The 12,827-nt window shown below is 71.3% G+C and carries 13 protein-coding genes; 7 read left to right on the forward strand and 6 right to left on the reverse strand.

From position 1 onward, the window contains the following. Positions 1 to 28 precede the first annotated feature (28 nt). Positions 29 to 979 carry an endonuclease/exonuclease/phosphatase family protein gene (locus AB0I69_RS31440; protein WP_363099114.1) on the forward strand — a complete coding sequence of 317 codons (951 nt, stop codon included), beginning with the start codon at positions 29 to 31 and terminating at the stop codon, positions 977 to 979. A gap of 18 nt (positions 980 to 997) precedes the next feature. Here the strand turns inward: AB0I69_RS31440 and AB0I69_RS31445 are convergent, their stop codons facing one another. Then, complete coding sequence (locus AB0I69_RS31445; protein ID WP_363099115.1) at positions 998 to 2,857, reverse strand: FUSC family protein; 1,860 nt, start codon at positions 2,855 to 2,857, stop codon at positions 998 to 1,000. A 166-nt stretch (positions 2,858 to 3,023) separates the two neighbouring features. Then, on the reverse strand, positions 3,024 to 3,794 hold the full coding sequence (locus AB0I69_RS31450; protein WP_363099116.1) for a nucleotidyltransferase domain-containing protein: 771 nt from the start codon (positions 3,792 to 3,794) through the stop codon (positions 3,024 to 3,026). A 131-nt stretch (positions 3,795 to 3,925) separates the two neighbouring features. Between AB0I69_RS31450 and AB0I69_RS31455 the strand changes: the two genes are divergently transcribed. The 4 genes from AB0I69_RS31455 (at position 3,926) to AB0I69_RS31470 (ending at position 6,412) form a co-directional block, all read left to right on the forward strand. Further along, positions 3,926 to 4,561, forward strand: coding sequence for a hypothetical protein (locus AB0I69_RS31455; protein WP_363099117.1), 636 nt, complete (start codon positions 3,926 to 3,928; stop codon positions 4,559 to 4,561). A 127-nt stretch (positions 4,562 to 4,688) separates the two neighbouring features. Further along, positions 4,689 to 5,363 carry a hypothetical protein gene (locus tag AB0I69_RS31460; protein WP_363099118.1) on the forward strand — a complete coding sequence of 225 codons (675 nt, stop codon included), beginning with the start codon at positions 4,689 to 4,691 and terminating at the stop codon, positions 5,361 to 5,363. Positions 5,364 to 5,498: 135 nt separating this feature from the next. Further along, the gene (locus tag AB0I69_RS31465) at positions 5,499 to 5,933 is read left to right on the forward strand and encodes a RidA family protein (protein ID WP_363099119.1); all 435 of its coding nucleotides are present in this window, start codon (positions 5,499 to 5,501) and stop codon (positions 5,931 to 5,933) included. Then, the gene (locus AB0I69_RS31470; protein WP_363099120.1) at positions 5,930 to 6,412 is read left to right on the forward strand and encodes a GNAT family N-acetyltransferase; all 483 of its coding nucleotides are present in this window, start codon (positions 5,930 to 5,932) and stop codon (positions 6,410 to 6,412) included. The genes AB0I69_RS31465 and AB0I69_RS31470 overlap by 4 nt, the downstream gene beginning before the upstream one ends. A gap of 1 nt (position 6,413) precedes the next feature. Here AB0I69_RS31470 and AB0I69_RS31475 read toward each other — a convergent pair whose 3' ends face one another. The 3 genes from AB0I69_RS31475 to AB0I69_RS31485 all read right to left on the reverse strand — a co-directional run bounded on the left by AB0I69_RS31475 (position 6,414) and on the right by AB0I69_RS31485 (position 9,762). Next, positions 6,414 to 7,361, reverse strand: coding sequence for a glycoside hydrolase family 6 protein (locus AB0I69_RS31475; protein WP_363099121.1), 948 nt, complete (start codon positions 7,359 to 7,361; stop codon positions 6,414 to 6,416). A gap of 215 nt (positions 7,362 to 7,576) precedes the next feature. Further along, positions 7,577 to 8,296: an aspartate/glutamate racemase family protein gene (locus AB0I69_RS31480; RefSeq protein WP_363099122.1), complete on the reverse strand. Its 720-nt coding sequence runs from the start codon at positions 8,294 to 8,296 to the stop codon at positions 7,577 to 7,579. Positions 8,297 to 8,301: 5 nt separating this feature from the next. Then, positions 8,302 to 9,762 carry an NCS1 family nucleobase:cation symporter-1 gene (locus AB0I69_RS31485; RefSeq protein WP_363099123.1) on the reverse strand — a complete coding sequence of 487 codons (1,461 nt, stop codon included), beginning with the start codon at positions 9,760 to 9,762 and terminating at the stop codon, positions 8,302 to 8,304. A 168-nt stretch (positions 9,763 to 9,930) separates the two neighbouring features. On the opposite strand from AB0I69_RS31485, the gene AB0I69_RS31490 reads away from it, so the two are divergent. Both AB0I69_RS31490 and AB0I69_RS31495 read left to right on the forward strand, forming a co-directional pair. Next, positions 9,931 to 10,599: a GntR family transcriptional regulator gene (locus AB0I69_RS31490; RefSeq protein ID WP_363099124.1), complete on the forward strand. Its 669-nt coding sequence runs from the start codon at positions 9,931 to 9,933 to the stop codon at positions 10,597 to 10,599. A 15-nt stretch (positions 10,600 to 10,614) separates the two neighbouring features. Further along, positions 10,615 to 12,102, forward strand: a complete 1,488-nt coding sequence (locus AB0I69_RS31495; RefSeq protein ID WP_363099125.1) for a LamG domain-containing protein — start codon at positions 10,615 to 10,617, stop codon at positions 12,100 to 12,102. A gap of 22 nt (positions 12,103 to 12,124) precedes the next feature. Here the strand turns inward: AB0I69_RS31495 and AB0I69_RS31500 are convergent, their stop codons facing one another. Further along, entirely contained in the window at positions 12,125 to 12,817 is a 693-nt protein-coding gene (locus AB0I69_RS31500) for a uracil-DNA glycosylase (RefSeq protein ID WP_363099126.1), read from the reverse strand. Between the last annotated feature and the right edge of the window lie 10 nt (positions 12,818 to 12,827).

A 12,827-nucleotide genomic window follows, 5' to 3' on the forward strand; every position in this document is an offset into this window, starting at 1 on the left:
TCATCAAGGCTTCTGGAAGGGGCCCGGCATGCTCCTCGGCACCTGGAATCTGGAGAACCTGTACCGTCCCGGCGGCCCGTTCGGGCCCAAGGACAAGGCCGCCTACGAGGCGAAGCTCGCCGCTCTCGCCGCCGTGATCACGGAACTGGACCCGGCCCTGCTGGGTGTGCAGGAGGTCGGGGAGCCCGAGGCCCTCCAGGATCTGACCGGGATGCTGGGCGGCGACTGGCACATCGCCCTGTCCACGCATCCGGACGTCCGGGGCATCCGGGTCGGCTTCCTCAGCCGCACCGCACCCCGGGTGATCGCCGACACGAACACGTTCCCGCCGAAGCTGCGCCCGGTGCAGTCCGACGACTCGGGCGCCGAGGAGCCGACCGCGGGCCGTGGCTTCCTGGCGGTGGAGGTGGCGACGGACTCCGGGCCGCTGACGGTGGCGGTCGCCCATCTGAAGTCGAAGCTGTTGACGTACCCGGGCGACCGTTTCTTCCCCCGCGACGAGGGCGAACGGGCCCGTTACGGCGCCTACGCCCTCTACCGCCGGGCCGCCGAGGCGGCCACCCTGCGCGCGCTGGCCGACGAACTGCTCGCCGGTGACGGCCGTACCCGGGACGTGGCCGTGCTCGGCGACATGAACGACGAGGTGCAGGCCGCGACCACCCAGCTCCTGCTCGGCCCGCCCGGCTCGGAGATCGGCACGCCCGGCTACGACAGGCCGGACCAGGGCGACATGGCCCGCCTGTGGGACGTGGCGCCGCTCATCCCCGCCGACCAGCGCTACTCCCGGATCAACTCCGGGCGCCGCGAGCTGATCGACCACATCCTGCTCAGTCATCACCTGGTCCACCGGGTGACGGTGGCGGGGACGGGACTGCCCGGTGAGGGCACGCTGCGGCTGCCGTCGGTGGGCCCGGATCCGGCGGCGCGGCGCGAGGCACCGGGGTCGGATCACGCGCCGGTGTGGGTGCGGGTGGAGTGACCTGGTCGAGTCAAGTGGCTAGACGGCGATGGGGAGTTCGATCGCGCGCAGGCCGACCCGTCCCCGCCCCCGCTCGAACTCCTCCAGCAGCTCGGCGAGTTGCTCGATGTGCCGACGCGTGAGCCGCCCTGTGTCGTCGAGGTGCACGGCGCAGGCGGTGGTGGTGTCCACGAGCCGTTCGAGGACGGCCGCGACCTCGTCCGTACCCTCCGTGTGCCGGGCGAGGGCGGGGAGTTCGGCCGCCGAGACGGCGATGGCGCCGCGGGCCTCGGCGAGCGTGCGGTAGGCCTCGCGGCGCAGGGTCCAGCGTTCGGCGCGGTCGCCGGACTCGTTCAGCACATGGACGAGGTAGGCGTGCGCGGCATCGCCGGCGGCAGCGAGCCGCGCCCGCACTCCCCCACCACTCTTCCCCGGCATCGGCAGATGCCCGACGATCAGCACGATCGCGCAGGCCAGCAGCGTCTCCCCGATCCGGCTGGCGGAGGCCTGCGGTTCCCCGCCGACCATCACCAGGGAGAGCACGAGGACGGTGACCACGGCGGTCTGGGCCGCGAAGTGCCGCGTGGCGACGGGAATCAGCGCACCACTGAGCGCCACGAGCGCGACAAGCCCTTCGGGCCGGGGCAGCACGGCGGCGAATCCGGCGAAAACGACCGCCCCCAGCACGGTCCCCGCCGCCCGGCTCAGCGCCCGCGAGGCGAGCGGTCCGAGGTCGGGCTTGACGAGGAAGACGGCGGTCGCGGGCAGCCAGTACCAGTGCTCGTGCTGCCCGTACCAGCGGGCCTGATGCAACGCCTGCGCGACGGCGACACTGGCCCCGAAGCACAGAGCCACCCGCAGCCCGTACTCCCGCCCCCCGGCCCCAAAGGCCGTACGGAGCAAGGACGTTGCGGTCCTCCGCCGCGCATGCAGATCACTCCCCTCCGCCTGGTCGAAGGCGTCGGCGGCGTGCAGCAGCGCGTCGTCGAGGGCGCGCAGCGCGGGCGCGGAACGGTTGGGTGCGGGCAGCGGCCCGGTGGGCGTGTTGTCCCGCACGGCAGCGGCGAGCCGACGCGGCCCTTCGCCCGCCCGCGCCGACACCGCCTCCCCGGCCCAGGCGAGCGCGGTCGCGGCCTCGGCCAACGGCAGCGCGGCGGCGTACTGCCCGTGCAGCCGCCGCTCGGCCGCGGAACTGGCGTACCGCCGCAGCCGGGGCCCGGCGAGCGCGTCCTGAGCGTGATCGAGAGCGGCGGTGAGCGCGACGCGCCGGGCCGTGGCCTCCGGCCCACCAGCTGCGTCGAGCAGCGCCGCTATCGCGTCGTACACGGCGGCTACGGCGTGCCGCTCGCCGTCGAAGCGGTAGTCACCGGCGATGGCGCCGGGTGTGGGCAGCGCCAGCCGCAGCCCGACCAGCCAGGCGGCGCCGGCGAGAAAGGCGAGGGCCCGCTGCCAGCCCGGTTCGGGCAGCGGCATCCCGGCCCCGATGGCGGAGGCGACCAGCAACTGCGTACCGGCACCGGACGCGACGGGCCCCACCGCACTGAAGCTCCCGGCGACCAGCCCGATGCCGGTGAGGAGCAACGTCAGTACAACGGCCCCGACATGCTCCCCGGCGTACGTCCCGACCAGCAGCCCTGCGCCTCCCGCGAGGGCGGGCCCGCCGAGCCGCTTGACGGAGGCCCGGCGGCTGCCGGGCCGGTCGTTGATCCCGGCGAGCATCGCACCGAGCGCGGCCAGCACCCCGAGGGACGTGCGGTCGGCGAGTACGGCTGCCGTCAGCAACGGCCCGGCGGCCAGCGCCCCTCGCGTGACCGCACTCCAGGGAACCGGCCCGCGCTGGGCCCGGAGCGTGTGGGCGAGCCAGGGCGGAAGGGACAGCGCGACGGTACGTCGGGACACAGGGCTCCTGTCGTGGCGAGGGCGGGGTGTGCCTTCGGGCGACGGTGGCCGGGGCTGTGGCTCAAGCTGGGTCGGCAGCTGTGGTGTCCACGGTAGATCGCGTGCCGGTGCGGAACGGGCCGGTCGTATTTCGCGGGTGTGAAGGTTGGCCGTAGAGCCGCTTTCTTTATGAACGCAACGCCGAGATGAGCGCTTCCGCGTCGGAGACCGCGCGGGTGAGGGCCTCGGGTTCGTTTCGCAGCCCCGCCACGATGTCGTCGACCGGTCGCAGCCCGGCCCGCTCCAGCAGCCGCTTCTCGTTCGTCACCCACTCCCCTCGCCCCGCCAGCACTCCGTGCCCGGCTTGTACGGCGGCCACGGCGAGGGCACCGGCGACCTCGGTGAGGCGGCCTTTCGGGGCGTGGTTGGCCTGCGTGTACGCGAGGGTGGCGTGGGCGGTGCCGTACCAGCGGTCGGCGGCGGAGCGCCGCAACTTCTCGGGATAGGTGTCGGGGCGGGGCAGTTCGCCCCGCAGCACACGGTTGATCGCCAGTTCGGCGACCACCAAGTAGCTGGGGATTCCGGCGAGATGGAACAGCAACGGCTCCACCCGGAAACGCCCCTCCTCCGCCTCCGCCAACTCCCGCTCCACCACGTCGAGATCGCGATAGTGCACGTCGACGCGCCGCCCGTCGACCGTCAGCCAGGCACCCCCGTTGAAAACCCCACCGCCCCACCCGCCGACCTCGGAGACCTCGCCGTCCCAGCCGAGGGCGCGGAGGTCGGCGGGGTCGAAGGGGCCGCGGTAGTAGACCGCCAAGTCCCAGTCGCTGTCGGGGTGGTGGGTGCCCTGGGCGCGGGAGCCGCCCAGGGCTACGGCCCGGACGGTGGGGAGGGTGGCGAGGCGGTCGGCGGTGGTGTCGAGGAACTCCGCGTCGTCGTCGGACATGTCAGACATGGACGTAGGCACGGCTGCGGCTCCAACTGGTCGTCCGGGGACGGGAATCGCCGGAAGCGTACGCAGGCGGCGAGTCCTCCCCGGTTCCCACGGGACGGCTTACCCTACTGTGGGAACCGGGGAGGGTGATCATGAGACGCAGGCAACGCAAGCGACGAGGTCCGGGTGGTCCGTCGCAGATCACGGCCAAGCTGACCATCCCGTTCGTCGGCGAGATCTCGGGCACGTGGGAACCGGCCGACGCGGAGCGCAGCGCGGCCTGGGAGTTGTACCTGGAGCTGGTCACCCGGGTCTCGATCGAGGAACTCTCCGCCGACGAGGGCTTCCTGCGCGAGGCCCTGACCTCCCTCTACACCTTCTTCGGCACCACCCGCGAGATCCTCCGCCGCTACGGCCCCGAGATCGCCCCGCGCCTGGCTCCCGGCCACGTCAGCTTCGCCGTCCTCGCGGTCACCGTCCTCAACCGCGTCCTGCGCCCCCTGCTCGCGTCCTGGCATCCCCGCCTCGCGGCCTACGAGTCGCAACGGCCCGCGGGACGCGATCCGGTGGCGTGGGAGCGGGAGTGGGAACACTCGGACGAGCTGCGCGGGGCCATCGCAGAGGTGCGGGGTGCGCTGATGTCTCTGGCGCAGACCTTGCAGGAGGTGGCCGGGGTCAGCGACCTCATCGACCTGCCCGCACCGCGCACTCCCGATGACGCGACGGCGGGACGGACCGGGACGCCCTCTCCCGACGATCGGCGGAGTCCGGACGCTTCCGGACGCTGAGGACGTGCTCGTGTCCGCCCGGCGGTGGCGGGTCGCTCCCGCGGTCTGAGGCCGGGCCCTCGGGCCGATTGTCAGTGGTGCGCGCTTCACTGGAGTGGTCACTGAGAGTCACCACGGGGAGCGGTCGATGGCAGCGCACGAGACGAATGAGAGCGGGCAGGGGCAAGGGCAGCCGCAGGGGTTGGGGGGCGGCAGTGACTCGCGCGTCGCGCGTACGCATCTGTCGGTTGCCGGGTTGCGCGCGCGGGGATGGACGGCCGGGATGGTGCGTCAACTGCTCGGTGAACCCGATCTCTTCCGGGTCAATCCGTATTCTCGGGCGGCTCCACGGATTCGGCTGTACTGCGCCGAGCGGGTCGAGGCCGCTGAGCGGAGTGAGGAGTTCCGGGCGGTGACGGCGGCTGCCGTGCGGCGGTCCGCTGCGGCGCGGGTCGTTGCTCGGCGCAGGCTGCGAGAGGTACTGGCGCGGATCACGGCCGAGCCGATCGACGTGCCGCGCCTGGCTCCGCGCGAGTTGGCGGCGCTGGCAGTCGAGTACCGCGATCGGCGGGACGGTGCGCTCGGCACGGTCGGGAGTGCCGATCCCGGCGGGCTCGACCGGTGGAAGGTCGACTGTCTGCGGCACCAACTGGCGCGCTACGACGAGTTGTTGGACCGGCTGTACGGGGGTGCCGGGTGGGCCGCCGGCGAGGAGTTGCTCCGGCGGCGGGTCTATACCGCGATTGCCGAGGCGTATCCGGTTCTTGCACGGGAGTGCGAACGCCAGTTGTCCGGGCGGGAGGGCGGTCCGCCTTTGGAATGACCCGCCCGAGCGGCGACGCGACCCGGCCGGGCGGAAATTCGGATGCGGGCGCCGTTGTCCACGTGGTCGGCTGACGGCCGTATTGCGCCAGCTGCCGACCGCCGACGATCGATTGACCGACCCCTGGGAGACCCCGTGCTCGAACGCGTCACCGCCCCCGGCCTCTTCCCGCCGCCCACGTACTCCCACGCCACCGTCGTCGAAGCCGGCACGAAGCTCGCCTTCCTCGCCGGGGCGGTCCCGCTCGACGCCGACGGCAAGGTGGTCGGTGCGGGGGACGCGGTGCGGCAGGCCGAGCAGGTGCTGGTGAATCTCGGTGCGCAACTTCGGGCGGTCGGCAGCGACTTGGGGCAGGTTGTGGCGACGGACGTCTACGTCGTCAGCAGCGAGCCCTCGGTGCTGTCCGCCGTGTGGGAGGTGGTCGAGGCGTCCGGGCTCAGTGCGGGGCCGCATTCGTCGACGCTCGTCGGCGTGGCCTGCCTCGGATACACCGGGCAACTCGTGGAGATCACGGCGACAGCCGTCGTACCGGAAGAGAAACAGGAAGAGGAAGAGGTGGCGCGGTCGTGAACCCCGACTCCGAGGTGGTCGTCACGATCCGGCGGGCGACCGGCCCCGATGCTCGCCCCGCGGCCGACGTGTGGCTGCGTTCGTTCGCCGCCGCGCTGCCGACCGTCGTCAGCCCGCGGTCCGCCGACGACGTGCGCGACTACTTCCGGGACGTCGTCGTGCCGCTGCGCGAGATCTGGGTGGCCGATGCCGGGGACGGGGACGGAGGCGGGATCGTCGGGCTGATGGTGATCAACGGCGATCTGCTGTCCCAGCTGTACCTCGATCCGGACTGGCGCGGGCGCGGCCTCGGGGACCGGTTCGTCGGGCTCGCGAAGGAGCGGAGTCCGGAGGGGCTGCAGCTGTGGACGTTCCAGGTCAACAAGCCCGCCCACCGTTTCTACGAGCGCCACGGCTTCGTCGCCGTCGAGTTCACGGACGGCAGCACCAACGAGGAGCGGGAGCCGGACGTGCGGTATGTGTGGGAGCCCAAGTCGTAGGTCAGGGGCTGGCGTTGCGGGCCAGTTCCAGGGCGTTCGACGGCCACCAGCGGCCCGCCGCCGGACCGCCCCGGCAGGTGCCGTCGGACTCGCCGGGGCGTTTGATCCACAGGTAGGCGTCGAGGAGGGGGTTGTCCGTGCGGGTCGTCGGCGGGGTGCCCAGTGCGCGGCCCGGCGGATTGCACCATGCGTCGGTGCCGGAGTAGGGGCCGTTGCCGTTGCGGCTGCTGTCGATGACGTAGTGCTTGCCGGCGAGGTCCTTGGAGAGTTGGTCACCGTACATCGAACTCGCCTTGTTTGTCTGGTAGTTGGCGACGTTCAGGGCTACGCCGTCGGCTCGGGCGACGCCGGACGCCTTGAGCGCGTCGACCAGGCGCCAGGCCTTGGGGATCCAGCCGGAGTTGCCGGCGTCGAGGTAGACGTGGGTGTGCGGCTGCTGTTTGAGGCGGTCGACGGCGTGGGCGAGCAGTGCGTAGCGCTCACTTGCCGCGACCCGGGTGCAACCGGCCACCACCTGGGCGACGGCGTCCGGTTCGACGATCACGTAGGCGCCCCGGTCACCGAGGGCGGTCGCGAACTCGTCGATCCAGGCGCGGTACGCCGCCGCGGTGGGGGCGCCGCCGAGGGAGTACTGGCCACAGTCTCGGTTCGGGATGTAGTACGCGACGAGTACGGCGACGCTGCCGGCTTGGGCGGCTGCGGTGGTGCGGGCGCGGACCAGCGGGCCGGGGTTCGGGCCGTTGAGCCACTCCGCGACGGGCCTGCCGGCGATACGGTCCATCAACGCGGCGTCGGCTGTTCGACCGGCTCCGCGCCATGTGGCCGCTTGCTGCGCGGCTCGGGAGTCGGGATCGGTCCAGAACGGTTCCGGTACGTCGCGAGTCGCCCCGGCACAGCAGAGTCCTGCGAGGAGGGTGGCGAGGAGGGCTCGCCGTACCGGCGTGGGCAAGGCTGGCTCCGTTCTGCCGGTGGGGACTCGTCCTTCCTCGGAGTGTGCGGGGCGCTGGCGCTGGCCTTGGCGTGTGACCTGGCTGGTGGCGGCAAGATCACCCCGACGGATGCGGATGCGCTCCGCGATAGAGGTGGCGCGATAGGGGGTGCCACGGTCTGTCGTTGAGCGGCTGCCGCGCCGTCGTGGCTGGTCGCGCAGTTCCCCGCGCCCCTTTAGGGCGCTTGTCCCCAGGCCCGCCTTTTAGGTACCGGTCTCGCGAAACTCCCCGTCCTGCTCGTTGTCAGGCCCAGGGTCACCAGTGACTCCGCGAGCTTCACCGCTGCCCCCACCCCGTCGACCACCGGCAGTCCGAGCTTCTCCCCCACCGCCCGTTGCAGGCCCGTCATCCCGGCGCAGCCCAGCACCAGCACCTCGGCGCCGGCCGCGCACGCCCGTTCCGCCGCAGCGAGGAACGCCGCCTCCGTACGGTCCTCGTCACCGCCCAGGTCCAGGACGCTGAGCCCCGTCCCCACCACCGCCGCGCAGTTCCTGCCGACCCCGGCCAGTTCCAGGCTGTCCTCGATCTGGCCGCACGAGCGTTCCAGTGTGGTGACGACGCCGTACCGTCGGCCCAGCAGACAGGCCAGATGGGCGGCCGCCTCGGTGATGTCGACGACCGGTACGTCCACCAACTCCCGGACGCCTTCGCGCCCGTGCTCGCCGAAACCGGCCATGACGACGGCGTCGTAGGGCGGGCCGTCGTAGGTCCGGAGCAGGTCGATGATGGCTGCCGCCGAGAGGTAGCTGTCGAGCCAGCCCTCCGCGGACTCGGGGCCCCATGCGGGGGTCAGTCCGGTCAGGGTGGTGCCCGGGCCTGCGGCGGCCCGGGCACCTCGTACGATCTCCTCGGTCATCTCCTGCGTGGTGTTGCAGTTGGTGACGACGATGCGCACGCTCGTCAGACCTCCACGGGCTCGGGAGCGGCTCGATCGGTGCGGCAGATCAGTACGTACAGGCCCGCGCCCAGTGCCGTGCCGATGAACCACGAATACGGGGCCACGTCGCTGAACGTCTTCACGAGCGCGAGTACGGCCGCGACCGCCGCCGAGGGCAGGAACGCCCACAGGGCCTTGGGGTTGACGCCCTTCCGGTAGTAGTAGCGGGAGCCAGGGGTCGCGTCGAAGAGTTCCTGTACGTCGACCCGGCCGCGCTTCACCCAGTAGTAGTCGACCATGATCACGCCGAACAGCGGGCCCAGGAAGGCGCCGAGGCCGCCGAGGAAGTAGTTGACGACCGTGGGGTTCGAGAAGAGGTTCCACGGGGTCACGACCAGCGCGGCGACCGTGCTGATCATGCCGCCGATCCTGAAGGTGATCTTCTGCGGCCAGACGTTGGCCAGGTCGTACGCCGGTGAGACGAAGTTGGCGACGATGTTGACGCCCATGGTGGCGACGGCGAACGTCAGCGCGCCCAGCACCATCACCCAGGTGTTGCCGACCTTGGCCACCAACTCGGCCGGATCCGTGATGGCTTGACCCCAGACCTCCAGCGAGCCGGCCGTGACGATCACCGAAACGACCACGAACGCCGTGGAATTGATGGGCAGGCCCCAGAAGTTGCCGCGGCGGACGGTCTTGTAGTCCGGGGCAAAGCGGGAGAAGTCGCAGAAGTTGAGCATCAGCGTGCCGTACGTCGCGAGGATCAGCCCGATCGCGCCGAACCACTGCCGCCACTGCTCGCCGAACGAGACCGGGTGCGGGGTCGAGGTGAGCGAGATCGACCAACCGGCCTTCGCCAGTACCCAGATGGCCAGCGCGATCATCACCAGCCAGATCGCGGGACCGCAGAAGTCCTGGAACTTCCTTACGGATTCCATGCCCTGACTGATGATCACCGCCTGGATCAGCCACAGCGACACGAAGGAGACCCAGCCGAGGGCGTCAAGTCCCAGGAACGAGTGGTGAGTCCAGGATTCCAGGCCCGGCCAGGCGGCCAGCAGCATCACGTTGACGGCGACGGAGGCCAGGTAGGTCTGGATGCCGTACCACATGATGGCGATCACGGCCCGGATGAGGGCCGGGATGTTGGCGCCCCAGACGCCGAAGCTGATGCGGCTGACGACCGGGAACGGGACGCCGTGGGCCTGCCCGATCCTGCCCATCCAGTTCATGCCGACGTAGATGAGCACGAAGCCGACGAGCAGGGAGGTGAAGACCTGCCAGACGTTCATGCCGAGGACCAGCAGTCCGGCGGCGAAGGTGTAGTTGCCGAGGTTGTGGACGTCGGACATCCACATGGCGAAGAGGTCGAAGACCTTCCAGTTGCGCTTGTCGGCGGGGGCGAGGTCTTCGTTGGTGAGCCGGGGGTCGGGGACGAACGCTGGTGTGCCGGTGGCTTCGGCATGATCGGCGAGGGACACGGGGCCTCCAGGGCAAGGGGACGGAGGGGAGCGGAGGGTGAGCAGGATGGCTTCCGATGTCGTTTGGTATACCAAACTGCCGTCATGGTCCTCCCGTCAAGCGTTCCGACCGATGTCCCCGTTGTTAACGCTCCGTAAAAGACCCTCGGAGTCGGCGAAGATAACCTCATGAGCTCCATGACAGCGAAGATCGAACCCCTCGGAGCGGTGCGCGAACGGGTCCTGGCGACCCTGCGGCAGGACATCATCGCCGGTCGCCTGCGTCCCGGTGACCGGCTGGTGGAGCGCGAGCTGGCCGAGCGCTTCGGGGTCTCGCGGGTGCCGGTCCGGGAGGCGATCCGGGCGCTGGTCGCGGAGGGCTTCGTCCTGTTCGAGTCGGCGCGCCGCACGGTCGTACGGCGGCTGACCCCGACCGACGTCAAGGAGCTGTTCGAGCTGCGCGAGGCGCTGGAGGTGTACGCGGCCGGGCTCGCCGCGTCCCGCGCGACTCCTCAAGCCCTCGCGGAACTACGGGAGTTGCTGGACAGCGCGGCCGAGGCCACCCGGTCGGACGACGCCGAGGCGATCACCGACGTCAACACCCGCTTCCACGACCGCATTCTGGCGCTGGCCGGCAACAGCCTGCTGATCTCGGTCATGGAACCGGTCGACGGCCGACTGCGCTGGCTCACTCGGCAGAACGAGGAGTGGCCCCAACTCCTCACCGAACACGAGGAGTTGTACGAGGCGATCGCCTCCGGCGACCCGGACCGGGCCCGCGCCCATGCCCTCAGTCACGTACAGGCCAACTACCGCTCCACGGTGCGGCACCTGTTCGGGGACGACACGCAGCCTTAAGCAGAGGGAGGGAACATGATCAGCAGGCGTGGCCTGTTGAACGAGGCCGCACTCGTGGGCGTCGGTGCGATGGCGGGCGTGCCGCACGGGGCGCGGGTGGCCGTGGCGGACGCGGCGCTGGACACTCCGTTCACTCCGGTCGGTACACCGCATCTGGCACAGGCCGAGCAACTGGTGGGCTATCAGCGGCTGTTGGCGGCCGGGTATCTGGTGAACGGGTTGGTGGGGCACTGGGCGCTGGACGGTTCGGGCGCGGACCGTTCCGGCCGCGGGCATCCCGTCGCGCTCGGCTCCGGGGCGACCTGGACGGCGACGCGGGCGGGCGGCGAGCTGAGCCTCGACGGGACGACCGAGGCCTACGCCGCCACGGACTCCACGGACCCCGAGGACTCCGTCCTGGACACCACTGCCCCCTTCACGGTCTCGGCGTGGGTGCGCCTGGCGAGCGACGCCGACCCGGCCACCATGCACACGGCGGTGAGCCAGGACTCCACCATCACCAGCCGCTTCCTCCTCCAGTACGACAACACCGCCTCCACCTGGGCTTTCAAAGTCCGCAGCACCGACCGGGCCACCGAGGTGTCCGCCGTCGCCGCGTCACCGGCCGCCCTCGGCGTCTGGACCCATCTGACCGGCGTCCGGGACGGCACACAGATCCGGTTGTACGTCGACGGCCGGCTGCAGGACAGCGCGGCGACCACCCTGTCCTGGGCGGCGTCCGGCGGCTTCTCCATCGGCCGGGCCCGTTGCGACAGCGCGCCCGTCGACCACTTCAAGGGCGCGATCGACGACGTACGGGCGTACGCCCGCGCCCTGACCGCCGACGAGATCGCCCTGGTCAGCGGCCGTACGGCCCGTCTGAACAACGTCTATCAGTGGAGCCCGCCCGCCACCCTCACCTGGGGCACGCCCGACGACCCGGCGAGCTGGGTGGCACGCGCCCGCTGCGCGTCCTTCGTCACCGGCGTCCTCAAGCACACCTACGGCTGGGCGAGCGACGACTACTTCCTCCAGTACTTCCAGGAGAGGGGCCCCGAGGCCGCCGACTACTGCTCGGCATTCCTGAACGGCACCGCCGGCCCCCGCTTCCAGCGCGTCCGCGAGGTCGCCGACCTCCAGCCGGGCGACATCATCGCCGTCGACTACGCGGGCAGCGACCCCGACAACACCGGGCACATCGTGATGGTCCGCGAGGTCAAGGGCGTGTTCAGCGGGACCGCGGACTTCAGCGGCGAGACGCAGTACGCCGTCGAGATCGTCGACTGCACCTCCGACCCGCACGGCGTGTACGCACTGACCAACTACCCCAGATACCCGGACACCCGCATGGTCGGCAACGTCACCGGCGAGAACCTCCAGGGCGTCGGCATCGGCCACATGATGTTCTACGCCTCCGACACCACGGGCGAGTTCTCGCGATACCGGTGGAGCGTCAACTCGGCGAAGACAGGCGGGACTTACGACGTGACGGCACGACCCGTGGCGGCGGCCAGAGTGGGCTGAGCGCCCGGCGACCCGGACGCCGCTACGACGCGGTCGGCAGCCCCGCCGCCCCGGCCGCCGTGCGCAGCACGTCCCGCAGCATCGCGGGGGTGAGTTTCCCGGTGAAGGTGTTGCGCTGGCTGACGTGGAAGCAGCCGAAGAGGTCGAGTCCGTCGAGCGGCACGTGCGCGCCGTGCCCGAACACGGGCCGCGGGCGCGGCACTTGCCACCCCGCCGCCGCGAACGCGGGCAGCGCCGCCTGCCAGCCGAAGGCGCCGAGTACGACCACGGCCTTCAACGTCGGCCGCAGCAGGGTGAGTTCCTCGACGAGCCAGGACCGGCACGTGTCGCGTTCCTCGGGCGTGGGCTTGTTGGCGGGCGGTGCGCAGCGCACCGGCGAGGTGAGGCGCACGCCGTACAGCTCCAGGCCGTCGTCGGCGCTCACGGCGGTCGGCTGCGAGGCGAGCCCGATGTCGTACAGGGCCTCGTACAGGACGTCCCCGGAACGGTCCCCCGTGAACATGCGGCCCGTGCGGTTGGCGCCGTGCGCGGCCGGGGCGAGGCCGATGATCAGCAGGGGGGCGTCGGCGGGGCCGAAGCCGGGTACCGGGCGGCCCCAGTACGTCCAGTCGGCGAAGGCGGCGCGTTTGGTACGGGCGACCTCCTCGCGCCAGGCGACCAGGCGGGGGCAGGCCCGGCAGCCGGTGATCCGGTGGTCGAGGTCGGACAGGTTCATCCCCTCACCG

Source organism: Streptomyces sp. NPDC050508 (genome assembly GCF_040655155.1).
GTDB lineage: Bacteria > Actinomycetota > Actinomycetes > Streptomycetales > Streptomycetaceae > Streptomyces.